Below are 24,860 nucleotides of genomic sequence, written 5' to 3' on the forward strand. Positions count from 1 at the left end.
CGCTACCCGCGAGGAATAGAACATGCCCATTGTCGCCAAAACCTATGACCTGATCGATGAGGTCACCGACTACCCGGTTCGCCAGCGCCGTGTCTCCACGCCGATCAAGGCTCTACACGTGGTCCCGGCCCGACACCCCTGGCGCTGGGCGGGTTCGATCTTTGCCGCGCTGGTGTTGCTCGCCATCGTGCATTCCCTGGCCACCAACCCACGCTGGGAATGGGGGGTGTTCGGTCAATGGTTCTTCTCGCCGTCGGTGCTGCGCGGCCTGGGCCAGACGCTGTTGCTGACGCTGCTCAGCACGGTGTTCAGCATCATTCTCGGCACTGCGCTGGCCCTGGCGCGGCTGTCGGGCTCGCCGCTGCTGGCGGCATTGGCCTGGGGCTATATCTGGTTTTTCCGCTCGATGCCGGCGCTGCTGGTGCTGATCATCCTGTACAACTTTGCCTATCTGTATGACCACATTGTGCTCGGCGTGCCCTTCACCCGTGTGGTGTTCGCCGAATGGTCGACGGTGGATGTACTCAGCCAATTCACCGTGGCGGTGTTGGGCTTGAGCCTGATGCAAGCGGCGTACGCGGCGGAGATCATTCGCGGCGGCCTGATCGGCGTCGACGCCGGCCAGCACGAAGCCGCGGCAGCCTTGGGGTTGCCGGCCTCGCGACGCATCTTCCGCATCATCTTGCCCCAGGCCTTGCGCTCGATCCTGCCCTCGGGTTTCAACGAAATCATTGGTCTGGTCAAGGGCACGTCGATTGTCTACGTGCTGGCGTTGCCGGAGCTGTTCTACACCGTGCAGGTCATCTACAACCGCACGCAGGCGGTCATTCCGCTGCTGATCGTCGCCACCGTCTGGTACCTGATCATCACCACCGTGCTGACCAGCGCCCAGTACTACGTCGAGCGCTATTTCGCCCGAGGCACTGCGCGCGTGCTGCCGCCGACACCGCTGCAACGCATAGGCCGCTGGCTCAAGGAGAAAACCCATGAGTGAAGCACGCGCCGGGCGCATCCAGATCCAGGGCGTGGGTAAGCGCTTTGGCAACCAGCAGGTGTTGAAAGACATCGACCTGACCATCGACCCGGGCAAGGTCACGGTGATTCTCGGCCCCTCCGGCTCGGGCAAATCCACCTTGCTGCGCACCATCAACCACCTGGAGAAAATCGACAGCGGGCATATCACCATCGACGGTGAATACGTTGGCTACCGCCGCAAGGGCGACCTGCTCTACGAGCTCAAGGAACGCGAGATTCTCAAGCGGCGTATCGACGTAGGTTTCGTGTTCCAGAACTTCAACCTGTTCCCGCACCTCACGGCCTGGGAAAACATCGCCGAAGCACCGCTGGCGCACAAGCGCTGGAGCAAGGCCGAGGCTCAAGCCAAGGCATCCGCACTGCTGGCCAAGGTCGGCCTGGCGGACAAGCTCGATGCCTACCCGCGCCAGCTTTCCGGCGGCCAGCAACAACGTGTGGCCATCGCGCGGGCCCTGGCGCTGGACCCCAAGGTGTTGCTGTTCGATGAGCCTACCTCGGCCCTCGACCCGGAGCTGGTGGGCGAGGTGCTCGACGTGATCAAGGGCCTGACCCAATTGGGCGTGACCCTGGTGATCGTCACCCACGAGATCGGGTTTGCCCGCGAGGTAGCCGACCACGTGGTGTTTCTTTGCGACGGCCAACTGATCGAAGAGGGCCCGCCCGAACAGATTTTTCGCCAACCCCGACATCCCCGCACCGTGGCCTTTCTCGGCAAGGTGCTTTAGTTCAAGGAGTGACTGCTCATGTTCATCAATACCGCCCGTGTGGCTTTGCTGACGCTTGCCGTCAGTGCCGCGCACACGGCTTTCGCCGCCACGCAACCCGTTGACCTCAGCCCTGACCGCGCACGCATTCATGTGCCACGCAACGAGGCGGCCATCGCGCAAATCCCGCCGGGCTTCAAGTTCGCCCAGCCGGGCAAATTCACGGTGGCGGTGTCCGGTGTGGCCGGGCCACCGCTGGCACTGCTGGCCAATGACGACAAGACCACTATCGGCAGTGAGGCCGACACCGCGCAGCTGGTGGCCGACAGCCTCGGGCTGCAACTCAACGTGGTGCAGACCAGTTGGGAGGATTGGCCGCTGGGCGTGAGCTCGGGCAAATACGACGCGGTGATCAGTAACGTCACCGTGACCGAGGCGCGCAAGAAGCGCTTTGACTTCGCCACCTATCGCCAGGATGTGCTCGGGTTTTACGTCAAGAGCACCAGCAAAATCACCGAGATCAAACAGGCTTCGGACATTGCCGGGCTGAAGATCATCGTCGGCTCCGGCACCAACCAGGAAAAGGTCCTGCTGGCGTGGAACGAGGCCAACGAAAAGGCCGGCATCAAGCCTGCGCTGTTGCAGTACTTCGACGACCAGGCCGCCGCGCAATTGGCGGTGCAGTCGGGGCGCAGCGATGCGCTGTTCGGGCCTAACTCGGTGTACGCCTATTCGGCGGCGATTACAGGCGGCATCAAGCGAGTCGGTACGGTGAACGGTGGCTGGCCGTTGAAGGCGGATATCGCGGTAACTACGCGCAAGGACAACGGCCTGGTCCAGCCGATCCATACCGCCCTGGAGGGCGCGATTGCCGGCGGCCAATACGAACAGGTGCTGCAGCGTTGGGGCCTGGATGTGGAGCGCGTCGACACGTCGCTGATCAACCCACCGGGCTTGCCGGACTAGGAGAATCGACATGGGACTGACACGACGTGAAGCGTTGTCGAGCATCGCCGCCGTAGGGGGTGAGAAGGCCGTCAAGGACGCACTGGCGGTATTGGGTTTGGGGCCCTCGTCACATCGGCGGCCGCAACCGCTGAAACTCAAGGACGGCCTGGGGCAGGGCACCCGCGTGTTGGTGCTGGGCGCCGGGATTGCCGGGCTAGTCACCGCCCTGGAGCTGACCCGCGCCGGGTTCAGCGTGCAAGTGCTGGAAGCCCGTGAGCGCGTGGGCGGACGCACCTGGACACTGCGCCATGGTGATCGCGTTGACTACAAGGACGGCCGCACGCAAACCGTGGCGTTTGATCCGGGCCTGTATTTCAACGCAGGTCCCGCACGCATCCCCAGCCAGCACCGCACGATTCTCGACTATTGCAGCGAACTGGGTGTGCCGCTGGAAGTGCTGGTCAACAGCAGCCATGGCGCCCAGGTGCGCCCGGACCTGCAGCAGCCGGCGTTCACCGTCGGCCAGGCGATCAACGATGCGCGTGGGCACCTCTCCGGTTTGCTGGCCAAAGCCGTGCAGCGCGATGCGCTCGATGATGTACTGAGTAGCGAAGAACGCACGCGCTTGCTGGCCTTCTTGCAGGTCTACGGCGATTTGTCGCAAGAACTGGCCTATGAGGGCAGCCTGCGCGCCGGTCATCTGGATTCGCCTGCGCACCCCGGCGCATTGCCCGCCAGCCGCAGCCCGCTGGCGCTGGATCGCTTGCTGCATCCCGAGCTGTGGGGCGCATTACTGCATACTGAATTCCCTGAGTTCTCCGCGACCATGTTTCAACCGGTCGGCGGCATGGACCGCATTACCGACGCCTTCTACCAACGCGTCAGCGAGCACGTGCAGTTGGGCGCTCAAGTCCGGCAGATCCGTCAGCTGGAAGACGGCGTGGCGGTGACTTACCACGACCAACACAGCGGCCGCGAACAGGTGGTGCGCGCCGATTATTTGGTCTCGACATTACCGCTGCCGCTGCTGGCCAGGCTCGACACCGACTTCAGCGAACCGGTCAAAGCCGCGTTGCTCAGCACCCGCAGCGATCAGGCGACCAAAGTCGCGTGGCAGTCCCCGCGCTTCTGGGAGACCGACTATCGCACCTACGGCGGCCTGTCGTGGATAGAGCACCCGGCGCGCCTGCTGTGGTACCCGAGCAATGACCTCAACACCCGCGAAGGTGTGTTGGTGGCCGGTTACGTCACCGGGGAGGGCGCCGACGTGTTTGGCGCGCAACCGTTCAACCAGCAATACGCCACCTCCAAGGAGGCCGTGGAGCTGCTGCATCCGGGTTACTCCAAACACTTGCGCAACCCGCTGGCGGTGTCCTGGGAACAGATTCCCTACAGCGAAGGCCCGTGGCTGCAACGCGAACACTTCCCGGCCGAGGCCAGCGCCTTGTTGGAACACGCCCATGGCCGCGTGTACTTCGCCGGTGACGGTTTGGTGCAAAGCGGTGTGGGCATCTGGCAGGAGTCAGCAGCCAACTCGGCCCGCTTTGTGGTCGGTCAACTGGCTGAGCGGGTTACCCAACAACGACACATTGCGGTCGTGGCCGCGTCTTAAGGAGCAACACCATGAGCGACAGCATTCAACGCACCAGCGTCGGTGATTTTCCGATCTCGCAAACTGTCTCCGTGCCGGCCTCCGCCAGTCTGGTCTTTGTCAGCGGCACCTTGCCGGACCTTGCCGACCCGAACGCACCGGCCGGGACGCCGGCGGCCTACGGCAATACCGAAGTGCAGACGGTGTCGGTGTTCAACAAGCTGCGCAAGATCCTTCAGCAGCAGGACCTGGACCTGGGCGATATCGTGCAGTTACGGGTATTCCTGGTCGGCGCCGAAGAGACCGGCGGCAAGCTCGATTTCGCCGGTTTGCAGCGTGGTTATACGCAATTCTTCGGCACGCCCGAGCAGCCGAACAAACCGGCGCGCACCGCGTTGCAAGTGGTGGCGTTGCCGTTGCCGGGGGCGTTGGTGGAGGTGGAGGCGGTTGCCGCCAGGACGGTTTAGCACTCAGCGACTGCCCAGGTGTGCGAACAGTTTCTGCGGCTGCGGGATCAGCTGCGCCTGGCTGCTGCCCCCGCAGACTTTGGCGCTTCCCCCACGTAATCGACACTCAACGCGGTGATGTACTCAGGTGGGACAGGCCGCACGGCATGCCCATGGGCGAATTCACCCAAAATCATGTCATGAATCGGTCTTAAACCGTCGTTTTCATCAGGTTTCGATGCCTTGCCAGTGGTTATGATCAGTCAGCTTGCTGCTCTCTTCTTCCAATAATAAAGGAGCACAGATCTTGGACTGGTTGCACTATCTCATCGAAAATCTGCCGTTGCTGGGGACTCGAACCATCGAGCATTTGGGGCTGATTTCCATTGCTGTCGGGTTGGCAATCGTCACCGGCGTTCCCATCGGCATCGCCATTACCCAGAACAAACGCGTGGCCGATGCAGTGCTGTACGCCGCGTCGGTCCTCGTGACCATTCCTTCTGTCGCCATGTTCGGGGTGATGATTCCTCTGCTTTCTCCCTTCGGCTATGGCATCGGTCCGGTGCCGGCAGTCATCGCTGTGCTGCTGTATTCCCAGTTACCGATCATCCGCAACACTTACACCGCCATCGGTAATGTCGATTGCGCCCTCAGGGAAGCGGCACGGGGCATGGGCTTGAGCCCGCTCCAGCGTCTGCGCCTGGTTGAGATTCCCCTGGCGATACCGCTGATCATGGCCGGCATCCGCACCGCTGTGGTGTTGAATATTGGGGTGATGGCCATCGCTGCCTACATTGGTGCTGGAGGCCTGGGGACATTTATCAGTCGCGGTATTTCGCAATCGGATTCGCGGCAACTCGTGCTGGGGGCCGCGGCAGTGAGCCTGCTGGCGATTATTGCCGACTACTTGCTGCTCTGGTTGCAGAAATGCATAACGCCACGTGGCATGGCTTTGGCGCGCTGAACACGCTTTTCCTCTTTCATATCAGGAGCCTGCCTGCATGATCCAACTCGACTGCCTGACCAAGACATTCGATACCTCCAAAGGGCTGGTCACAGCGGCGGACAATATCTGCCTGGAAGTCCCCAGCGGCGAAATCTGCATCCTGCTGGGGCCGTCGGGGTGTGGCAAAACCACCACCCTGAAAATGATCAATCGCATCATCGAACCCACCTCTGGCAAGGTCTTGATCAACGGGCAGGATACTTCCGGGCTCAACACTCAGGAACTACGCCGCAATATCGGCTACGTGATTCAGCAGATTGGCCTGTTCCCGAACATGACCGTCGAAGAAAACATCTGCCTATTGCCCAAGCTGCTTGGTTGGGACGTGAAGCGCTATCGCGAACGTGCCCGCGAGTTACTGGACATGGTGGCACTGGACCCCAACCTGTTTCTCAAGCGTTATCCCTATGAACTGTCAGGTGGGCAGCAGCAGCGTATTGGCGTGGCCCGTGCCCTGGCAGCAGATCCGCCCTTGATGCTGATGGACGAACCCTTCGGGGCGATTGATCCGATCAACCGCGCGTTGATTCAGGACGAGTTTCTGCGTATGCAGCAGGCGCTGAACAAGACCATCCTGTTCGTCAGCCACGACATTGACGAAGCGGTGAAGATGGGTGATCGCATCGCCATTTTCCGAGACGGCAGGCTGGTGCAGTGCAGCATCCCGGACGACCTGCTGGCGGCGCCAGAAAATGCCTTTGTCGAGAGTTTTCTCGGATCAGACCGCGCCTTGAAGCGCCTGAACCTGGTACGTGTCAGCCAGGTCATGCTGGCCAATACACCGGTGCTTTTCCAGCACGACAGCCTGGAGCGCGCGCTCGGCGTCATGGATGAGCATTCCTACATAGCAATGACGTTAGTCAACAGCGCGCACCAACCGATTGGCATGGTGCTGCGCTCCACCGCAGTCGCCAAGCGTGGGCGTTGCGGCGACCATTACCTTGGGCTTGATGCGGTCGTCCATGTCAACGATGACCTGCGTAAAGTCGCCTCGCTGATGTTCGCCCACGATACAACCTGGATGCCTTGCGTGGACGACGATGGCCGCTTCTGTGGCGAGATCACGCAAAAAGGCATTACCCATCATTTGGGGGCTCGCTACAGGAATAGGCCTGAGGTGACGATATGCGCATAGCCGCGACCACGGATGCAGTTTACGCGGGCCTGCTCTGTTTGGTTTTTGTAGGCGGCGCGGTGGTCGGGCACCAGGGATTGTTTAACGCTTTCTACACGTATTGGCCGGACATTCGCTACCTGAGTATGCAACACCTGCAATTGACAGCGATGTCCGGTGGCCTGGCGGTCCTGGCCGCCATTCCTCTGGGCATCTGGTTAAGTCGGCCACGCTTGCGTCGTTACTCGCAAACAGCGATGCAACTGCTCAACATCGGCGCGACCCTACCGACCTTGGCTGTGTTGGCATTGTCCGTGGGGCTTCTCGGAATTGGCACCTTGCCCGCCGCGTTTGCGCTGTTCGTCGCGACCTTGCTGCCAATCACCCGCAATACCCATACCGGTTTGCTGGACGTGCCACAGCACCTGCTCGAGGCCGCCAGTGGCATGGGCCTGTCGCCCTTTCAGAGTTTGCTCAAAGTCGAGTTGCCCAATGCACTGCCCACGATGTTCGCTGGCATTCGCACTGCCCTTGCGATCAACGTGGGTACGGTGCCCCTGGCCTTCTTGATCGGCGGAGGCGGTCTGGGTGAATTGATATTTACCGGGATCGACTTGAACGAGCCGGTCATGATGTTGGCTGGCGCCATACCGACCGCCATGCTGGCAATTGCGGTAGACGCCATCGTCGCCGCGCTGGCAACCCTGGCAATTTCGCGCGGCGTCAATTCGCATCGCGCTGTTGCAGCACAACTTAAACCTACCCGCTGAGGATCGACCGATGAAACTCAAGTTGCTTCAGGCCATCGCCGCCTTATTGCTCGGCTCCATCGGCGTGATCGCTTCGGCGAATACGCTGACGGTAGGCGGTAAGAACTTCGTTGAGCAACAGTTGCTGACTAGCCTCACCGGGCAATATCTGGAAGGGCTGGGCTATCAGGTGAAACAGCGTGCCGGCATGGGTAGCAGTGTGCTGCGCAGCGCACTGGAAAACGGCCAGATCGATCTTTATTGGGAATACACCGGTACTGCATTGGTTAACTACAACAAGGTCAAGGAGCGTCTGTCTCCCGAGGACACCTATACACGGGTGAAGACACTCGATGCTGCCAAGGGCCTGGTCTGGCTTACGCCGTCAAAAGCCAATAACACTTATGCCTTGGCCATGCGTAGTGCCGATGCGCAGGAGCGAGGTATCACCACGCTGTCGCAACTGGCGGCCTTATTGAAAGCCAGCGGCGGCAAATCGTTAAGTATTGCCATGAACGCTGAGTTCTATTCCCGTGCCGACGGTTTTAAACCCCTGTCCGAGGCCTATGGCCTGGTGATCGAGCGCGACCGGATTCGGCGCATGGATTCTGGACTGACCTACGTGGCCCTGAAGGATAAACACGTCGACGTCGCCCTGGTCATGGCCACTGACGGTCGTATACCGGCTTTCAACTTTACTGTGTTGCAGGACGATCTCAACTTCTTTCCGGACTATGCGATTATTCCCGTAGTGCGTGAAGCGACGTTGGCGAAGAACCCTCAACTGGCCGAACAGATGAACCGTCTTTCGGCTCTGTTGGATGATCAAGTCATCGCTGGACTCAATGCCCAGGTCGATATTGAAGGTGTCGCGATCGAAACCGTCGCCAGCGATTTTCTCAAGCGCAACCGCTTGATCTGAGTACCGCTGCAAACACCACCGAATGCTTGCAAGTCGTTGCCCCTGTCAATGCTTCTGCCGTAACTGCCGGGGTGTCACCCCGAACATCTCGCGGTGGCAGCGCGCAAAGTGTGACGTGGTGGAGAAGCCACAGGCCAGGGCGACCTCCAGAATAGGCAGAGATGAACTGAGCAAAAGCTCCCGAGCCCTTTCCAGGCGCAGCTTCAAGTAGTACTGCGCCGGCGTCAGTTGCAATTGCTCACTGAACAGCCGCTGCATTTGCCGGTACGACAACCCAACCATGCGGGCAATGTCTTCGCAACTGAGCAGCCCTTCCAAATGGTTCTGCATCAGCGTGATCGCGCTGATCAGTTTCGGGTTATGAATGCCCAGTCGGCTTTCCAGTGACATACGCTGCTTGTCGTGGGAGCTGCGAATGCTTGGGTGTACACACTGCTCGGCTACCTGGTGCATCAGTGCATTGCCGTGCTGAAGGCCGATCAGGTGCAACATCATGTCCAGGCCGGCGACACCACCGGAACACGTCCAGATTCGTCCGTCCTGTTCAAACAATTCGCCCGTCACGGTCGCTTCCGAGTGTTCTTCGAGAAGGCTCTGGTGGCTCTCCCAGTGAATGGTGCAGCGTTTACGGTCCAGTAAGCCTGCACGAGCCAACAACAGGCTGCCGGTGGATATCGAACCGATCAGGCGCTTGCCGTTGTTGCGTTGGCGTAACCAGCTGCGCATACCCTCCGAGTCGAGTTGATGGGCGGCGATACCCGCCACCAGGAACAACGCATCGAGCGTGTCTGCTTCACGCAGTTTGATCGTAGGGGAAAATGGCAAATTATTGCTGGCGAGGACCTCGCCATCGTCCCGACTCAACAGGCCCCATTGATAAAGCGTAGTACCACTCATGCGGTTGGCGATGCGCAATGGCTCCAGCGCTGCGGCAAACGAAAGCATGGAAAATCCGGGAAAGAGCATGAAACCAAAGGTACGCGTTTCAGGTGTCATGAATCGGTCTTTTTACGTCGTTCTTATCGTATTGAAGCGGTTTTGACTGACGCATCATAAGCCCGTCGAACCCACTTCGACAGCGATGCGGACAAACAATAAATTCGCCTACTTCGAAGGATTTTTTCCATGCAGACAGAACAAGTTCAGGTCGTGAGCGACGGCATAAAAATTGATGCTGCCTATTTCTGGGATGACCACGCACTGCGCGCCGATGCGCCGCTGGTGATCGTCTGCTCGGGCTTCACTGGCCTGAAAAACATTCATCCGGAGCGTTTCGCGCGAGCCCTGACGCCGTATGGTTATTTCTGCTTTGGGTTCGATTATCGCGGCTTTGCCGACAGTGGTGGTACCCGGGAGAAAGTGCTGATCGAAGAACAGGTTCGTGATATTGCCAACGTGGTCGCGGTGGTTGCCGAACGCGCCCGCACTGAAGGGCGCAAGCTGGTCCTGGCTGGCTGGGGCATGGGTGGGGGCCTGGTTCTGGATGCCTATCGCCAGGCCGAGGGTTTGATCGACGGTCTGATCGCGATGAATGGTTTCTTCGACGCCGTACGGGTACAAAAAGCCCTGCGCGGCGGCGAAGGCTGGAAAGCATTCCGTGACTTCATGAACGCCGAGCGCCTGCGGCTGGCCAAGGGTGGCGACGCTAAAGGCATCGACCCGTTCGCTATTTATCCACTGGATGAAAAGTCCCGTGTCTATGTCGACACTGTATTACGCAAGAACCCGGACTATGGGGTGACTTCGGATTTTGAATTTGCTGATTCACTGATTGCTTTCACTCCTGAAGCGCATATCGACGAACGTTTTGCCGGCACACCGTTGCTGATCGCTCACGGTGCCGAGAACAATCTGCACCCAGTCGAAGAGGCACGCTCGCTGTTTGCGCGCTACCCAGGTCCGAAGTCCCTGTTCCTGCTACCTGATGCCGGTCACACCGAATGGATGTTGGATGAAGATCCTAAGTTCCAGGTGTTTTCCGCTCGCATTGCCCAGTGGTTGGACGAGCATTTCGCCTGAGTCGGGAATAGGCCCGGGGCTCAAGCTTCGGGCCGTATTTTTACCTGCAACCGTGGCCGAACGAGAGGCGAGTGATGAAAGCCCCACCTGACGAAGCCAGCACGTGCGCGCCTGCCGATCTGACACCGCGCCCTCCAACGTTTACCTTGCCCGCCGGGGCCGTGGACTGCCATGCGCACGTCTTTCTTGACCCGCGCGCTTTCCCTTTTCATCAGCCGCGCAGCTACACCCCACCACCCGCCTTGCTGGAAGCCTATTGCGCCATGCATCGCACTCTCGGCATTGCCCGTGGCGTATTGGTGCAGCCGAGTGTCTACGGTGATGACAATAGCGCCCAGGCAAACGCACTGGTGTCCTTGCGCGGACAAGGGCTTGATTACAGGGGCGTTGCCGTAGTGAGGGGGAATGTGACGGATGCCGAACTCGACCGGTTGGGGCGCATTGGGTTCTGCGGTGTGCGCCTGAACTTGCTGTTCGAGGGGGGGATCGCCTGGGCCGATGTCGTGCATCTGGCGTCGCGCCTGGCCGAGCGCAACTGGCATCTGCAATGCTTGATCGACATCTCTACATTTCCTCGGCTCACCCATCGCTTGGGTAACCTGGCGGTTCCGGTAGTGATCGATCACATGGGCCATTTTAATGCCGAGAAGGGCGCCGCTCATCCGAGCTTCCAAAACCTCCTGCGTCTGCTCGACACGGGTCGGGCCTGGGTCAAGTTGTCCGGTGCCTATCGCCTTACCCGTCAGAATCATCCGCCGTACTCCGATGTTCAGCCGTTGGCCGAAGCGCTGGTGCAAGCCAACCCGCAGCGCTTGGTTTGGGGGTCGGACTGGCCACACCCCCATATTCGGGGGGCGATGCCAAACGATGGCCACTTGCTTGATCTGCTGGCTGGCTGGGCACCGGACCAGGCCACACGCCAGGCGATTCTAGTGAGCAACCCCGAGGCTTTGTATGGCTTCGCGCCTGTTGGGCAAAAAAACGGTCATTGTCGATAACTGCCCGGCTGCATCGCAGCAGTGGTGTTAAGCAAGGGTTGTGTCAGTGACTTGGGCTTAAGGGGTATGCAAACGTTGAATACAGCGTTTTGGATGATCAATAGTTCTGATAACTATAAGAGGCCTACATAACTTGAAAAACCGCCGGGTAAATCGAGCCCTGACTTGATAATGCGCTGCGCCGGAGCTACCAGCCGCAGAAGGCCGACGGTGGCAAGGACGGTGGGCCGGTAAAGTTTGGCTGGAACATCCGGCAGAACATCAAAGCCTGAGTCCCAGCCAACCCCTTACTCCTCCAGCTGCAACGCCTGCTGCTTGAGCTTGCGCTTCTGCTCAAACGGCAACTTTTCATTATCCCCATACGGCGCGCTGTACCAGTTGCCATAACTCGGATTCGGCAGCAAAAACCAGCGTTGCCCCAGCCAGCTCACATAGGGCTCCACCGCCTTGCGTTGGGCGGCGAGGGTGTTGTGTTCGGCTTGCACGAAATCCCCCAGCGAGTCACCTGCCATCAGCAATACACGGGCATGGCTGGCGACCCACTGGCGGCGGCAAGTCTTGCCGTAACCGGCGCTTTCGCAATGACCGGTGGGTGTGCTGGCGGCCAGGACTTGTTCGTCGCTGCTCACTGGGAAGCCGCGCAGGCGCAGGTTGGCGACGGTGGCTGCGACCTGGCTGTGTTCGCGATTAGTGAGGTAGTAAACCTTGATGCCTTTTTGCCGGGCGGCTTGCAGGAACGCCACCGCTCCCGGCAATGCCTGGGCCCTGGCCTGGTCGACCCAGGTGTTCCATCGGTCGTAGGAATACACTTGGTTATTGATGATGTCACGTGCATTGAGCGGCACGTTGTCCAGCAGCGTTTCGTCGATATCGACCACCACGGCCGCAGGTAGCCCGTTCAAGTTGCGTGGCGGGAAGGGCAGGGCATCCCAGGTTGGGTCCGCCAGGGCCACATCGAGCTGGCGGGTGGCGTTGGCGAACAGTTGACGGTAGATCAACTCGTGCTCAATGGAGGTTTGGGTCCAGAGCACGGCGTCGAGTTGGTCGTTGGTCGGTGGGGTCTGCTGGCAGCCCGACAGGGCAGTGGTCAGCAGGCAGACACTGGCGAATAACAGCTTACGCATGGGCAAGTCTCGAAGAGGAAGGCGCATTGGCAGCACCTTAGCCTAATCGCCCCCACAATCAAGGCGCGCACACCAGCGCCTGACGCTCATAGTTCAGCGCTTTGTTCTGCGGCGGCAGCGCATAGGTTGCGCTGCATTGCTGCTCGCCCCACTTGATGATCAACGTGCCCTGATCCTGTTCCACCAACGCCAGCGCATTCCCATTCGGATCAGCAATCGCCAGTTGCTTGCCATTGGCGTCCTCCAGCGAAGCCCCAAACGACAGCGGCTTATGCTGCGCATCAAACAACTCAAACAGCACCCGCCGTCCAGTGCTGCCACTGTAATGCGCCACTACGACGGCGCCGCGGCGCGGTACCAGTTGCTGGGTGGCGTTGGTAATTTCCACATCGCCACCCAGGTCACGGGTGTCCAGGCTGATCCAGTTCACCCGGTAAGGTTGGGCCGTTGGGATCACTGCATAGCCGTTGTAGCCGGTTTCGACGCCGCTGTAGCTGCTGATCTTCGCCCCGGCGATGCCCGGCACCTCGGCCAGAGCGAAGGTCTCACTGACGGTTTGTCCCAGGTTGACGCCGCCCGCATGGGCCACCACTGAACCGGCAAGGTTGAGGTTCTGCGAGTTGTAGCCCTGGCCCTGGCTGTAGCCAACGCTGACATCCGCCACTGAGGTGCGGCTGTTGATATTCACCGAACCGGAATCACCGCTGGTGTCGCTATGGCCCGCCTGTACCGAATAGAACGTGTCGCTGGCATCGGCGACGTAGCCGTTGATACCCGCTTGCGTCGTGGTGTCGCCATGCTGATGGCTGGTGGTGACAAACGCCCGGGGGGCGCGGGCCTGGCTGCCCAGCGGGAACGAGATGGACAGGTTCACCTGCGTGTCACTGCTGGGCTCGCCCCAGGTGACGATTTGCTTGGTGCGCGTCACGCCAACGTTGTAGCTCAGGTCGCCCCAGTTGCCGGTGTAGCCGGCGGATAGACTCTGCGACCCGCCGCGGTTCCAGTAACGCTGGTCGCTGGCATTCACATACAGGCTGCCGAGCGCATTGTTGCGCCCCAGGCTCTGGTTGATGGTCAGGTCGGTGCGGGTTTTCGAATGCCCGGTGCGCACGCGCACGTCTTCGCTCCTGTCTTCCACATGGTCGGTGAGCGTGCGGTAGCCCTCGGTGGAGTAGCGGTAGGCGGCCAGGGTGAAGTTGGTGTCGGTGCCGGCAAAGGTCTTGGCGTACAACGCACGCACGCTGCTGCCCTGGGTGGTTTGCCCTCGCGCCTTGCTGGACGAATGGGTGGTATCCAGGGAGAAGGCGCCGAACGAGGTGTTCTTGCCGGCGCCGATCGACAGGGCGCTGTAGTCGTCACTGGCTTGCAGGCCGACAATGCCGCTGAGGTTGCTGGTCAAGCCGTACGCCAGGGTGCTGCTGATAAATTGCGGGCTCGCCAGGCCATCGGCGTTGCTTTTGAAGGTGCCCGCCGAGACGCTGTATTTGACCTGGCCTTCACGGACCATGATCGGCAGGCTGGAAAATGCCTGCATCGTCACACGACGGCTGCCGTCGGCTTCGATAACGGTGATTTGCAGGTCGCCGTTGGAGCCGCTGGGGTAGATGTCGTTGATCTCGAACGGGCCGGGCGCAACGTTGGCGGTGTAGAGGATGTAGTCGTTCTGGCGGATCTCTACGGTGGCATTGGTCTGCGCCACACCACGAATTACCGGCGCGTAGCCGCGTTCGCTGTCGGCCCGCATGCCGTCATCGGAGGCGAGTTTCAGGCCGCGATAACGCACGCTGTCGAACAAGTCGGTGTCGGAGAAGATCTCACCGGCGCTGAACTGGCCCTTGATCGCGGTCACGTCATGCTGCAAGTAGGTGCGGTTGCTGGTGAAGGTGTTCGAGCGCCCGGTGCCGTTACTCATGTTCGATTCGTTGCGCAAGCGCCAGGCACCCAGGTTGATGCCGTTGCGCAGGCCGAGGTTATTGGCGATGCGGGTTTTATAGTCACCGGCCGTGCGGCTGCTGTTGAGCTGGTAGTTGATGAACGCAGCGGGTACGCCGTCGTCCCACAACTGCGGGTCAACATAACCGCGCAGGCCGCGCTGCATGGCCACTTGCGGAATGCTTGCGAGCAGGCGCAGGCGGCTGCTGTCGTAGCGCACACTGGCGTCTTCAATCATCTCGGCGAGGGCGTAGCATTCCTGTGGCTGCTGCGGGTCGAGTTTGCCTTCGGCCTGCAAACGGGTCATGTCGATACCCAACTGCTTGAGCAGGTCGAGGGTGAGACAGGCCTCGACGCGACCGTTTTTCGGGTTGCGCTTGAAATCGATATCGCGCCGGCCCACCAGTACCTCGTTGCTGTACAGATCCACCCGGTAATTACCCGGCAGTACGCTGTTGGCCGAGAGCAATTGCTGCAAGTCGACCGGCGACTGCGAGCCTTGCAGGAAGGTGGTGTTGAAGGTTTCCGCAGCCTCATCGGCCATGACCCACACGGGCAGGCTGGCGGCGATCGCAAGCGACAGCGTCTTCAACTTCAGTGCGCCCCGTGCGGGCCTGTTGCTGGAAAGAAAAGACATGCGAAGACCTGTGACATCCCTGATTGGCGAACAGCCGGGCACGCAAACACGCACGCGAAGTGAGCCTGTGGGTTAGAGAAAAGGCTTAGGGTTTGAGGCGCGCTTCAGTAGCGTGCGAAGCGACGCCTGACAAAGCGGCGGTGTAGTGGTTCTGCGCGCCGTAGTCATTGATGCTGGAAAACGACAACTGCACTGGGCCGCTGGCGATTGGCGCGCTGAGCGGGAACTGTTTTTCCTCGCCGGGCGCAATCATGGTGGAGTCGCTGGCCAGTTGCGCCTGCACTTTGATGTCGGCCATGGACACGTGGTACAGCGTCGGGTTTTTCACCTGCAACAGCGTTTGGCTGCCGTGTTTGGCCAGCGTCCATTCAAGCTGTGCAGGCGCTTGCAGCGCGCTGCCGGTGAGGCCGGCAGGGCGGTAAAAAATCTTGATGCGTTGGCGGATGGCCAACTGCAAGGTGTTCTCGGTTTCGCTGGCCTTGGGGATTTCCTGCACGTTAAGCCACACCACCGACTCACGGTCCGTGGGCATGCCGGTGCCTTCGTACAGAATGCGCAGCAGTTGTTGTTCCTTGGCGAATACCCGCGCCAGTGGCGGGGTGACGGCAAATGGTGCACGGCTGCCGCTGGAATCGTTCATGTCGACCCAGGATTGAATCAACACATCCTGGTTACCGTTGCGCACGGTGATGTTGGCTTCCTTGTGGTCGCCATCGAATACGATACGGGTGGCATTCAGTGAAATGCTGGCGGCGGCCTGGGTAGCCATAAGCATGCCCAGCAGCCCCAGGCATGCGGCGATAGAACGAGGCAGCATGAGGGTTATCCGGTGTAGTCAAAGAAGAATGGCGAGGCCGTATGGCCTCGCACGTTCGGTGCTCGGGGCGCCGAGTTATTCGTATTGCAGGATGAACGGCAGGGTCGCGTCACCGCGACCGGCGGTGGATGCATTGGCTGCAGCGGTAGTGACGTAGGCGGCTGCGAAGCTCAGGGTGGCGTCGCCGCCTGCGGTGCCGGCGCCGTGCATGGTGCTTTCAATGCGCGCGGTGCTTGGCGAGCTGAGGTCGATCAGACCGCCATTGCTGTCGAGCAGGGCGATACCCACGTTTTGCGCGGTAGCCGAACCTGGGTTCAGGGCCAGAACTTTTTTGCCGGTGACCAGGCCCGAACCGCCGTTGTTGGCGTCAAAGATCATCGCGACTTTGGTGCCCTGGTTGCAGTTGACGTTCAGGTTGAAGTCTTTGGCGGTGACACGACCTGCTGTTGGGTTTTCCGCGGTGCCCATGTCTTTGATCGACACGTTGCCCATGTCCACCGAAATGGTGCGGTCGGAGTTGGCGCCGTCGACCGAGCACGCGTCGTTGTTGATCACGCCGGTGAAGGTGATTTTACCGCTGCCGCCCAGGGTTGGCGTCGGTGCAGGATCATCGGCAAAGGCACTGCCGGAAGCGGCGATAATGGCCGAGGCGATAACAGCCAGGGAAAACTTCTTCATGATGATGTCCGTTAGTGTTAGTTGGAAAATGCGGTTGTTGAACTGCGAGGAAAGAGTAAGCGGCGAGGCGGCGGGAGCGAATAAGACGATTCTTATAAGCGCGGAGGCGGGTAGGTTAGTTGCGCTTTTGAAGGGGCGGGAGGCCAGCAAATAAAGGGCGAAGCCATTGTCCAGGAATGGCTTGCAAGTGAGTGGTTAGTTGAAAATGTTACGCGCCAGGCAATAGGCAAGAAGGTCCTGGTCACTGCTCACTTCAAGTTTGCGCATGGCCGATATTTTTTGCGCACTGATGGTCTTGGAACTTCGGTTCTGGCTGCGCGCAATATCACTCACGCTCATGCCGGAAATAAATAAGCGCAGGATCTCGAACTCTTTGGGCGACAAGCTGGTGAAGCGCTCGTCGATGGCCGTCAGGGTCTCGATCACTGAGGTCTTGGGCGGTTCCAGGCTGCGATAGGCGCTCTGCTGCGCAATCGCCTTGAGCGCCAATTGAATCTCGGTGTGCAACTGGCTTTTCTGGATGATGCCGACCACACCCAGCTCCTGCAGGCGAGTGAGGATCAGGTGGTTGGAAATCATCGTCAGGATCAGGATTTGTACCTGCGGGAAATGCCGTTTGAGGTATTCCACCAGCTTCAGGCCATCGCCGTATGGCGAGTCGCCCGGCATGTTGTAATCGGTGATCACAATGTCGGCGCCCTGGCGCTGCAACAGTTCGATCAGGCCGGCCGAACACACGGCCTCGCCGACGACTTGAAAGCGCGTGTCGCGCTCCACCAGTTCGCGAACGCCAAGCAACACGATCGGGTGATCGTCCGCGATTACTACGTTGAATTTTTTCATAAAGGGCCGTCCGTAGTGCCAGTTCAAGTAAGTCAAGAGTGCCCGGGCTGGAGAGTCTCCAGAACGGCCGACAGACGCTGCATCACAGCCTTCACCTTGAGCTCAAGCGTAGTGTCGAGGCTGCCGCGGTTAAGCGCGCTTTCCAATTCGATGCAGGCCTGGGCCAGGCTCAGCGCCTGCACTGCGCCCAGGGCGCCCGCGGTCGAATGCAGCAATTGGCCGAGGCCGTGGGCATCACGCTGCGCCAGCGCCACGCCGATGCGCTGCAAGTCATGCTGCACGCTGCTGATGAACAGCGGGCGCATCTTGTCCGACAGCTGCACGCTGTCGTCGAATACCGCCGCGACGGGCTCGATCGGCGGCTTGACCTTGCACAGCTTGACCAACTGGCCGCGCAGGGTTTGCAGGCTCAAGGGTTTGACGATCCAGGCATTCATACCCACTGCCAGGCAACGCACACCTTCCTCGCGCATCGCATTGGCGGTCACGCCAATAATCGGCAATTGCGGGTCATGCTCGCGCAAGGTCCTGGCCAGTTCATAGCCATTCATCAGCGGCATATTCACGTCGGTCAGCACCAGGTCGAAGGCCTGCGGTTGCCACAGTTGCAGCGCCTGTTCGCCGTTGGCGGCCAGGCTCACCGAGCAACCGAGCGCTTCCAGCTGTTCCTTGATGATTGCCTGGTTGACCGGGTTGTCCTCGGCCACCAGGATGCGCAGCCCCAACTGCCCGGCGCTTTGGGGGCGTGCTGCCGCAGGTTGCTCATGCTTGCCGTGCTGCGCCAGTGATACGGTGGCGGCGATGCTGCGTATGTCGTGCAGATCCACCACCCAGCCTTGCGCCGTGTGCAGCGGCGGGCTGTGCGCGCCCGGCAGGCAGAGCACACGTTGACCGGCCCATGGTTTGGCGGACTCGTTGGGCAACAGGTCCACCAGCACCGCCTGGCGGCTGTCCTTTTCATGACTGGTCGCTGCCAGAGCGGCCGCAATGCCCAGGCGGTTCAGCCAGTCACTCATCGACTGCGCCAATTCGCGCACCGGTGCCTGCACATACACCGGCGTCGGGCTCGGGTCGATCTGCGGCAGATTGGTCAGCGTGCCGCAACATCGTGGCAGGCGCATTTTCAGGGTAAAGCTGCTGCCCAGGCCTGGCTCGCTGACCACGCGGATTTCGCCGTCCATCATTTGCGCCAGCCACCGGCAAATCGGCAGGCCCAGCCCGGCGCCGCCTTCGCTCGCGGTGTCCGGGGCCTGGTAGAAAAGATCGAACAGCTTGGCTTGCTGCGCCTCGGGAATGCCGACGCCGGAGTCGGTGACTTGCCATTCCAGGTCAACGTTGTCGGCATCAAACTCCATGACCCTGGCGCGGATCACCACGCGCCCGACATCCGTGAACTTGATGGCGTTGCTCACCAGGTTATTGAGGATCTGGCGGATGCGCATCGGGTCGCCCATCACGCAGTCCGGCAACTGCGGGTCGATGCAACTGTACAGTTGCAAACCCTTGCGCTGGGCGGAGGCCGCGTAGGTGTGAAGGGTGTCTTCGAGCAGGTCCAGCGGGCAGAAATCCACGGCTTCTATCGCCATTTGCCCGGACTCGATTTTCGACACATCCAGCACATCGCTGATCAGTTGAAACAGCGTGCCGGACGACCGCTGGATGGTGTGCAGGTAGGTTTTCTGGTGCGCGTCCAAGTCGGTGAGGCCGAGCAATTCCAGGGTGCCGAGCACGCCATACAGGGGCGTGCGGATTTCATGGCTCATGGTCGCCAGGAACAGTGTCTTGGCCTTGTTGGCCGCATCGGCGGCGTGGCGCGCTTCTTCCAGCGCCTGGGCATCTTCGATATGTCGGGTGATGTCGTTGAACGCATACAGGCGCACGTTCTCGGCCTGATAGCGGGTCGACACAAAGCCGATTTGCAGGTGCCGGCCTTCGATTTCCAGGTGCGTCTCGCCACTTTCGGCGCTGTCGTGGGCACCGGCCATGGCTGCCACCAGGCGTGCGGTGCCCGGCCATTGTTGGGCACGCTGGTTTTCGATCAACACTTTGCCGTCGCTGCGTCGCACCACGCATAAGCCGGTGGGCGCGGTGTCGATGATCACGCGGCTGAACGCCACGCTTTCGGCAATGTGTTCGTGGGCCAGGCGCGCCGGGGTGATGACCTGGCGCCGATACCAGCGGCTGCCGGCCCAGCCCAGGCCAATCAGGCTGGCAAAGAGTAGGGCCAGGGTGCTCAGCGGCCACAACGCGGAGTGGAAGAAGTGCGAGTAGTTAAGTCCATAGACCGCGCTCCAGGGCTGGTCACCTGCTTGGGTTATCTTGAATTCGAAGCCATTCGCGGTGATGTGCATACCATCGCTGAGTGGCGCTCCGGTTTCTGGCCCGATCAACCGCGTGCCGTCGGGGGCAATCAGCGTGAAGCGATCAAACGCCGAGTGGTCGAGGGCACGCTGCACATCGTCGGCCAGGGCCAGGTCGAGCAAGGTACCGATCACCACCTGGCTCTGGCCATCGAGTGGCAGGCCGATGTACGCCAGCAAGTGTTCGGGTTCAGGACCTGCCTGCCAATACACGCGATCCTGCTCCAACGGTTGCGGCGTTTGCTCCAGGGTGTTTTGCACCGCGTTGACCACCGCCACCAGGTTGCCGGTTTCCTCGGTACTTTCCCGCCGCTGGTAACCCACGGATGGAATGGTGATGGTGTAGTTCGTCTGCCGATTGAGCAAAAAGGTCTGCGGCGCCTCGTACGGTGACGAGGACCAGAAGGCGCTGTAGTAGCTGGTCAGGTGCGCGCCCAGGGCAAAGATCTGCGGCCTGGCGGCGGCGCTGACTTGCTGCTCATCGAACTTGACGCTGAACGGCACTGAAAACGAATACTTCTGGCCTTCATAGAGCGTACGGCGGTTGTCGACCATGCGGCTTTTCAGGCTGACCTGAACGTTGGTGGCACGCAGCAGTTCGGCCTGGATCCCCGGATGCGTCAGGCTCCTGAGGTACGACTCTTGCTCCTGCAGGTTTTCCATCAGCCGCGCGAAGTGAAAACGCGTAGCGCCGTAGCGCGTTTCGATCCCCCGTTGCAGTGACCAGTAATTGGTGAGGACCAGCAGCAACGCGATCCCAATCAGCACCATCAAGCCTTTGTTCAGGCGCAATGAGCTGCGGGTAAAGGCTTCGAGGATCGCGTTGTTGTGCTTCATCAGGGGTTTCCGCAGGCGCAGGATAAATCGGCACTGGATGGAGCTTACTCCTTACTATGGAACAGATAATCCGTGGCCACCAGCTAGTGAGATGTCGCGGGGCCATCATTGTTCAGTAATTGCTGAAATTGGTCCGAAGAGACCGCATGGGAAATCAGGAAACCCTGTACCTGGTTGCAGTCGATTTTGCGCAGCAGGGCTAATTGCTGGGGTGTCTCCACGCCTTCGGCGACCACGGTCAGGCCGAGTTTGCGGCCCAGCGCGATGATGCTCGCCAATGCCTGGGCGATGCCTTCGTTGTCGTGACTGCCCTGGACCAGCGCCTGGTCGATCTTGAGCTCGGTAAACGGCGTGGACACCAGGTTCAGGTACGAGCTGTAGCCCTTGCCGAAATCATCCTGGGACAGGCCGAAGCCCTTGATGCGCAGGCGGCATGCACCGGCATAGAAATTACTGATGTCCTGCGGCACCGAGCACTCCATCAATTCGAAACAGATCATTCCCGGGATGCCATCGTGGTGCAGCACGAACTCCAGTAAACGGTCAGCCAGGTCGTGACTGTTGAGCAGGTGGGTGGGCAGGTTGATGGATACCGGGATTTCATAGCCGCGCTGGCGCCAATGCTCTTGGGCGTGGATGGCCTGTTTGAGCACTAGCCACAACAGGCGTTCCTCCAGTTCAAATGCCTTGATCGCCGGCAGGAACGCGGCAGGCAGCATCACGCCTTGCTCCGGGTGCATCCAGCGCACCAGGGCTTCGGCGGCGACGATTCGGCCGTTGGCCAAGGATTTTTTCGGTTGGAACCAGGCCTGGAACTGGCCGCTGCTCATGGCCTGCACCAGCGTGTGACGGTCGATGTCCATGTGTTCGGGCAATTCGGGGGAGGGCTTGCGCACCTTGTTCCTGAGCTGTTCCACCAGGCTGCGCAAGGCATCGGCAGCGACCGGTTTGGAGATCAGCCCGATTACTTCTACGTCGAGGTTTTTCGCCACCAGGCTTGCCGCCATCAACATGCGCCGCGACGCCGCACTCATGATCGCCAGCGCTGGTTTGCAGCGCAGGCTGGCCAGGCACTGAATAAACTGCACGCCGTCCATGCCGGGCATCAGCAGGTCGGTCAGAACTAGGTCGAAATCGCGCTGGCGCAGTCGCTCCAGCGCTTCTTTGCCGTCTTCGGCGGTTTCGAGCATGAAATCCCCCAACTCACTGAGCAAGTGCTGCAGATAGATGTGCTGCAGGGGATGGTCCTCAACAATCAAAATACTAAGAGGCTTCATGAGTGTTCCGTGCATAAGGCGCCAGGGAGTTGAATAGAGCCCGCAACGCAAAGGGTTTGACCAGGCAGTGGTTCATGCCGGCGGCCAGGCACAGGTCGGCCTCGCCGCGCATGGCGTTGGCGGTGGCCCCGATAATCGGCAACGGTGAGCCCAGGCGGCGCAGTTCGCGCGCCAGTTCATAGCCGTTGATGTGGGGCATGTTCACATCTGTCAACACCACGTCGAAGTTGCCGGCGGTGTACAGCTGCAACGCTGCCTGACCATCGGCCGCCAGCTCCACGGTGCAGCCGAGTTCTTCGAGTTGGTCACGCAATATCAACTGGTTGATGATGTTGTCTTCAGCCACCAGCAGGTGCAGGTTGAGTTTATTCAGGTCGCGCTGGCGCGTTTGTTCATCGGCACGGGCCACCCATAACCCCTGCGCCTGGCTCACCGCCTGATGAATCGCACCCAGATGGTTGAGGTTGACGTGCCAGGCGCCGGCTTCGGCTTCCACGGCGGTACAGGTGTTGCTGCTCACGTGAATCACCGGCCCCGGCCACTCGGGCACCAGCAACGGGTCAACACTGCCGGGATGCACTTGCAGCAGCAGATGGTTGTCCGGCAGCGTCGGCAGGCCGGTCTGGGCCCGCGCGCCCCAGCGGCGCAACCAGCCGCTGACGGAATTCGCCAACTCCGGGATCGGCGAGGCCACGTAAATGGTCTCGGCCAGCAACGGGGTCATCGGCGTGGTGGGCGCTTCTTCCAGCGGCAGGATCAGGCTGAAACTGCTGCCCAGGCCGAGTTCGCTGACCATACGGATATTGCCGTTCATCAATTCCGTAAGGCGCTGGCAGATCGGCAGGCCCAGGCCGGTGCCGGCGACTACGTTGGTGTTGCCTTCACTCTGGTAAAACGGCTCGAAAATCATCGCCTGGTCTTCCTGGGCGATGCCTTTGCCGGTGTCCGAGACTTGCCACAGCAGGCTGGAGCGTTCGCCGTCGCGGCCAAGCACTTTGACCCGCAGTACCACGCGCCCGTAGTCGGTGAATTTCACTGCATTGTTGAGCAGGTTGTTGAGAATCTGGCGGATGCGCGTCACGTCGCCGATCAGCCGTTCCGGCAACTTCGGGTCGAAGCAGGCATACAGTTGCAGGCCTTTGCCTTGGGCGGCTGCGGCATAGCCCTGGATGATTTCGTGCACCAGGTCCAGCGGTGAGAATTCGCTCAACTCAAGTGCCAGTTGCCCGGCCTCGATCTTCGACACATCCAGCACATCGCAGATCAATTGCAGCAAGGTCGAGGACGAGCCTTCGATGGCATGCAGGTAGTCTTTCTGTTGGCTGTCGAGTTGGGTGCGCGCCAGCAGTTCCAGGGTACCCAGTACGCCATACAGCGGCGTGCGGATTTCATGGCTCATGGTCGCCAGGAATAACGTCTTTGCGGCGTTGGCGGCATCTGCCGAATGCCGCGCTTCTTCAAGCGCCGCCTCAACTTGCTTGCGCGCGCTGATATCGCTGAACGCGCAAAACAGCACGTCCTCGCCTTTATAGCGGGTCGGTGCACTGCTCAGGTACAGGTGGCGGCCGTCGATGGTTTCAAAGTAGTCACTGCGTTCGGACGGGCCGTTGGCAAAGGCTTGTTCGATCCAGCCGGCGCGCAATGCTTCGCGCTCCGGGCCGTTGCCCAGCCACTGCTGAGCCAGAGTGTTTTCCAGCACCACCTGGCCGTCGGTGCGGCGCAGTACGCAGAGGGCGACGGGCGCGGTCTGGATCACATCACGGCCGAATGCCTCGCTTTCGATCAGCGCCTGGATGCGATGGATCGAGGGAATGATAAAACGCTGGTCGACACGGCGCATCACCAACCCGATCAGCATCAGGCTGAACAGACAGAACAACAGCGAACCGAGCAGCTGTTTCCATAAGCCGGTGACCACCGCGCGCAGGTCGATGGAGTACATCAGTTGCCACTCCGAAGACTTCAAGTGCTTGCGAATTACCAGGTGGTCGGGCAAGAGCCCGCTGCCGACAAAACCGAAGAAGCTCTCTTCGTCGGGCTTGAGGTGTTGCCGGCTCAGTGGGGTATCAGGGCTGTTGGTAAAGACCAGCATGCCTTGGGAGTTGAGCATCATGAACTCCCCGGCGCTCTGGTCGCTGAGGGTCGAGGACACCTCGCGGCTCTCCATCTCAAGGCCGAGCCAGCCGGAATTGGCATCGCGGTCGTCCAGGCGGATGAAGATGTACAGGTGCGAGTGGTGTTCGGTGTTGTCGCTCAGCCACAGCTCGTTGAGCGTGGCCGGGTCGCTGTGTTGCAGGGCCTTGAGGCGGTTGAGCATGCACTTGGAAATCGGCAATACCTGTGCGGTCGCGTCGTACAGCCGCGTCACCTGCGGGATGGGGTCGGGGCTCACATAGAGCAGGTTGAGTTGCTTGGCCTTGAGGTAGTCGCGCATGCGCGCGGTCAGCCAGATACTCCACTGGTTGCCGGGCGTATTGCCCAGCTCCAGGTGTTGTTCTTCCTGCGAGGAAGGGTAAAGCCTGGACTGCTTGCGCACCGCCGACAGGCTCAGGCTTTCAAGCAAGGCCTGGCGGTTGGTGAAAAAGGTATGGGCTTCGGCGATGGCGCTGCTCATGTAGCCGCGGCGCTGGGAAATGTCGTTGTTGAAGGTGGACAGCAGAAAGGTATAGACCCCGCTCAGGATGCCGACGAGCAACACGGTCGCAAAAATACGAAGCAGCCTTCTGGCTGCTTCGGGTCGGGAGAGGACGGGGTTCATCTGGAGCAGATAACTTTTCAATCGCATCGGCAGACTTTAAGCGCGGGCCGTTGCGCGTGGCATAA

General features: G+C 60.4%; 20 protein-coding genes and 1 pseudogene. 12 read left to right on the forward strand and 9 right to left on the reverse strand.

All coding sequences use genetic code 11. The annotated features are described in order from the left end of the window. Positions 1 to 22: 22 nt before the first annotated feature. The 9 genes from ACI77D_RS04505 (at position 23) to ACI77D_RS04545 (ending at position 8,515) form a co-directional block, all read left to right on the forward strand. A complete protein-coding gene (locus ACI77D_RS04505; protein ID WP_064453136.1) occupies positions 23 to 994 on the forward strand; it encodes an amino acid ABC transporter permease in 972 nt (323 codons plus the stop codon). Next, positions 987 to 1,760: an amino acid ABC transporter ATP-binding protein gene (locus ACI77D_RS04510; protein WP_064453135.1), complete on the forward strand. Its 774-nt coding sequence runs from the start codon at positions 987 to 989 to the stop codon at positions 1,758 to 1,760. Before ACI77D_RS04505 ends, ACI77D_RS04510 begins: the two co-directional genes overlap by 8 nt. A gap of 18 nt (positions 1,761 to 1,778) precedes the next feature. Further along, on the forward strand, positions 1,779 to 2,705 hold the full coding sequence (locus tag ACI77D_RS04515; protein ID WP_064453134.1) for an ABC transporter substrate-binding protein: 927 nt from the start codon (positions 1,779 to 1,781) through the stop codon (positions 2,703 to 2,705). 10 nt (positions 2,706 to 2,715) lie between these two features. After that, entirely contained in the window at positions 2,716 to 4,299 is a 1,584-nt protein-coding gene (locus tag ACI77D_RS04520; RefSeq protein ID WP_407016129.1) for a flavin monoamine oxidase family protein, read from the forward strand. Positions 4,300 to 4,310: 11 nt separating this feature from the next. Beyond that, positions 4,311 to 4,745, forward strand: a complete 435-nt coding sequence (locus ACI77D_RS04525; protein ID WP_064453132.1) for a RidA family protein — start codon at positions 4,311 to 4,313, stop codon at positions 4,743 to 4,745. A 286-nt stretch (positions 4,746 to 5,031) separates the two neighbouring features. Beyond that, positions 5,032 to 5,688 (forward strand): ABC transporter permease, encoded by a 657-nt coding sequence (locus ACI77D_RS04530; RefSeq protein ID WP_407016130.1) that lies wholly within the window; start codon positions 5,032 to 5,034, stop codon positions 5,686 to 5,688. A gap of 37 nt (positions 5,689 to 5,725) precedes the next feature. Next, the gene (locus ACI77D_RS04535) at positions 5,726 to 6,865 is read left to right on the forward strand and encodes an ABC transporter ATP-binding protein (RefSeq protein ID WP_064453130.1); all 1,140 of its coding nucleotides are present in this window, start codon (positions 5,726 to 5,728) and stop codon (positions 6,863 to 6,865) included. After that, positions 6,856 to 7,614 (forward strand): ABC transporter permease, encoded by a 759-nt coding sequence (locus ACI77D_RS04540; protein WP_064453129.1) that lies wholly within the window; start codon positions 6,856 to 6,858, stop codon positions 7,612 to 7,614. Before ACI77D_RS04535 ends, ACI77D_RS04540 begins: the two co-directional genes overlap by 10 nt. A gap of 10 nt (positions 7,615 to 7,624) precedes the next feature. After that, complete coding sequence (locus tag ACI77D_RS04545) at positions 7,625 to 8,515, forward strand: glycine betaine ABC transporter substrate-binding protein (RefSeq protein WP_064453128.1); 891 nt, start codon at positions 7,625 to 7,627, stop codon at positions 8,513 to 8,515. A gap of 45 nt (positions 8,516 to 8,560) precedes the next feature. Here the strand turns inward: ACI77D_RS04545 and ACI77D_RS04550 are convergent, their stop codons facing one another. After that, complete coding sequence (locus ACI77D_RS04550) at positions 8,561 to 9,511, reverse strand: GlxA family transcriptional regulator (protein ID WP_064453127.1); 951 nt, start codon at positions 9,509 to 9,511, stop codon at positions 8,561 to 8,563. Positions 9,512 to 9,640: 129 nt separating this feature from the next. Between ACI77D_RS04550 and ACI77D_RS04555 the strand changes: the two genes are divergently transcribed. From ACI77D_RS04555 to ACI77D_RS04565, 3 genes and pseudogenes are all read left to right on the forward strand, one after another. Continuing rightward, on the forward strand, positions 9,641 to 10,534 hold the full coding sequence (locus ACI77D_RS04555) for an alpha/beta hydrolase (protein WP_064453126.1): 894 nt from the start codon (positions 9,641 to 9,643) through the stop codon (positions 10,532 to 10,534). A 74-nt stretch (positions 10,535 to 10,608) separates the two neighbouring features. Continuing rightward, on the forward strand, positions 10,609 to 11,532 hold the full coding sequence (locus tag ACI77D_RS04560; protein WP_407016131.1) for an amidohydrolase family protein: 924 nt from the start codon (positions 10,609 to 10,611) through the stop codon (positions 11,530 to 11,532). Between the two features lie 188 nt (positions 11,533 to 11,720). Next, a pseudogene (locus ACI77D_RS04565) lies at positions 11,721 to 11,804 on the forward strand (type VI secretion system tube protein Hcp); the annotation flags it as partial. Between the two features lie 15 nt (positions 11,805 to 11,819). On the opposite strand, the gene ACI77D_RS04570 reads toward ACI77D_RS04565, so the two are convergent. The 8 genes from ACI77D_RS04570 to ACI77D_RS04605 all read right to left on the reverse strand — a co-directional run bounded on the left by ACI77D_RS04570 (position 11,820) and on the right by ACI77D_RS04605 (position 24,822). Next, positions 11,820 to 12,656, reverse strand: a complete 837-nt coding sequence (locus ACI77D_RS04570; protein WP_407016132.1) for a 5'-nucleotidase, lipoprotein e(P4) family — start codon at positions 12,654 to 12,656, stop codon at positions 11,820 to 11,822. A gap of 58 nt (positions 12,657 to 12,714) precedes the next feature. Then, positions 12,715 to 15,225, reverse strand: coding sequence for a fimbria/pilus outer membrane usher protein (locus tag ACI77D_RS04575; protein WP_407016133.1), 2,511 nt, complete (start codon positions 15,223 to 15,225; stop codon positions 12,715 to 12,717). A gap of 85 nt (positions 15,226 to 15,310) precedes the next feature. Next, positions 15,311 to 16,042 carry a molecular chaperone gene (locus ACI77D_RS04580; protein WP_407016134.1) on the reverse strand — a complete coding sequence of 244 codons (732 nt, stop codon included), beginning with the start codon at positions 16,040 to 16,042 and terminating at the stop codon, positions 15,311 to 15,313. A gap of 75 nt (positions 16,043 to 16,117) precedes the next feature. Further along, positions 16,118 to 16,720 (reverse strand): fimbrial protein, encoded by a 603-nt coding sequence (locus tag ACI77D_RS04585; RefSeq protein WP_064453121.1) that lies wholly within the window; start codon positions 16,718 to 16,720, stop codon positions 16,118 to 16,120. A gap of 195 nt (positions 16,721 to 16,915) precedes the next feature. Beyond that, positions 16,916 to 17,563: a response regulator gene (locus ACI77D_RS04590; RefSeq protein WP_053257033.1), complete on the reverse strand. Its 648-nt coding sequence runs from the start codon at positions 17,561 to 17,563 to the stop codon at positions 16,916 to 16,918. A gap of 32 nt (positions 17,564 to 17,595) precedes the next feature. Then, entirely contained in the window at positions 17,596 to 20,760 is a 3,165-nt protein-coding gene (locus ACI77D_RS04595) for a response regulator (RefSeq protein WP_407016135.1), read from the reverse strand. Between the two features lie 83 nt (positions 20,761 to 20,843). Further along, positions 20,844 to 22,037 carry an EAL domain-containing protein gene (locus ACI77D_RS04600; RefSeq protein ID WP_053257031.1) on the reverse strand — a complete coding sequence of 398 codons (1,194 nt, stop codon included), beginning with the start codon at positions 22,035 to 22,037 and terminating at the stop codon, positions 20,844 to 20,846. Further along, complete coding sequence (locus ACI77D_RS04605; protein WP_407016136.1) at positions 22,024 to 24,822, reverse strand: ATP-binding protein; 2,799 nt, start codon at positions 24,820 to 24,822, stop codon at positions 22,024 to 22,026. The genes ACI77D_RS04600 and ACI77D_RS04605 overlap by 14 nt, the downstream gene beginning before the upstream one ends. Positions 24,823 to 24,860: the final 38 nt, after the last annotated feature.

The sequence above is a fragment of the Pseudomonas sp. O39 genome (assembly GCF_045447295.1).
Classification (GTDB): Bacteria; Pseudomonadota; Gammaproteobacteria; order Pseudomonadales; family Pseudomonadaceae; genus Aquipseudomonas; species Aquipseudomonas antarctica_A.

Coding starts and splice junctions, on each gene's coding strand:
- ACI77D_RS04515 (WP_064453134.1), top strand. CDS start 1,779: ATGTTCATCAATACCGCCCGTGTGGCTTTGCTGACGCTTGCCGTCAGT.
- ACI77D_RS04585 (WP_064453121.1), bottom strand. CDS start 16,720: ATGAAGAAGTTTTCCCTGGCTGTTATCGCCTCGGCCATTATCGCCGCT.
- ACI77D_RS04510 (WP_064453135.1), top strand. CDS start 987: ATGAGTGAAGCACGCGCCGGGCGCATCCAGATCCAGGGCGTGGGTAAG.
- ACI77D_RS04605 (WP_407016136.1), bottom strand. CDS start 24,822: ATGCGATTGAAAAGTTATCTGCTCCAGATGAACCCCGTCCTCTCCCGA.
- ACI77D_RS04550 (WP_064453127.1), bottom strand. CDS start 9,511: ATGACACCTGAAACGCGTACCTTTGGTTTCATGCTCTTTCCCGGATTT.
- ACI77D_RS04575 (WP_407016133.1), bottom strand. CDS start 15,225: ATGTCTTTTCTTTCCAGCAACAGGCCCGCACGGGGCGCACTGAAGTTG.
- ACI77D_RS04600 (WP_053257031.1), bottom strand. CDS start 22,037: ATGAAGCCTCTTAGTATTTTGATTGTTGAGGACCATCCCCTGCAGCAC.
- ACI77D_RS04520 (WP_407016129.1), top strand. CDS start 2,716: ATGGGACTGACACGACGTGAAGCGTTGTCGAGCATCGCCGCCGTAGGG.
- ACI77D_RS04590 (WP_053257033.1), bottom strand. CDS start 17,563: ATGAAAAAATTCAACGTAGTAATCGCGGACGATCACCCGATCGTGTTG.
- ACI77D_RS04595 (WP_407016135.1), bottom strand. CDS start 20,760: ATGAAGCACAACAACGCGATCCTCGAAGCCTTTACCCGCAGCTCATTG.
- ACI77D_RS04540 (WP_064453129.1), top strand. CDS start 6,856: ATGCGCATAGCCGCGACCACGGATGCAGTTTACGCGGGCCTGCTCTGT.
- ACI77D_RS04545 (WP_064453128.1), top strand. CDS start 7,625: ATGAAACTCAAGTTGCTTCAGGCCATCGCCGCCTTATTGCTCGGCTCC.
- ACI77D_RS04580 (WP_407016134.1), bottom strand. CDS start 16,042: ATGCTGCCTCGTTCTATCGCCGCATGCCTGGGGCTGCTGGGCATGCTT.
- ACI77D_RS04560 (WP_407016131.1), top strand. CDS start 10,609: ATGAAAGCCCCACCTGACGAAGCCAGCACGTGCGCGCCTGCCGATCTG.
- ACI77D_RS04570 (WP_407016132.1), bottom strand. CDS start 12,656: ATGCGTAAGCTGTTATTCGCCAGTGTCTGCCTGCTGACCACTGCCCTG.
- ACI77D_RS04505 (WP_064453136.1), top strand. CDS start 23: ATGCCCATTGTCGCCAAAACCTATGACCTGATCGATGAGGTCACCGAC.
- ACI77D_RS04525 (WP_064453132.1), top strand. CDS start 4,311: ATGAGCGACAGCATTCAACGCACCAGCGTCGGTGATTTTCCGATCTCG.
- ACI77D_RS04535 (WP_064453130.1), top strand. CDS start 5,726: ATGATCCAACTCGACTGCCTGACCAAGACATTCGATACCTCCAAAGGG.
- ACI77D_RS04555 (WP_064453126.1), top strand. CDS start 9,641: ATGCAGACAGAACAAGTTCAGGTCGTGAGCGACGGCATAAAAATTGAT.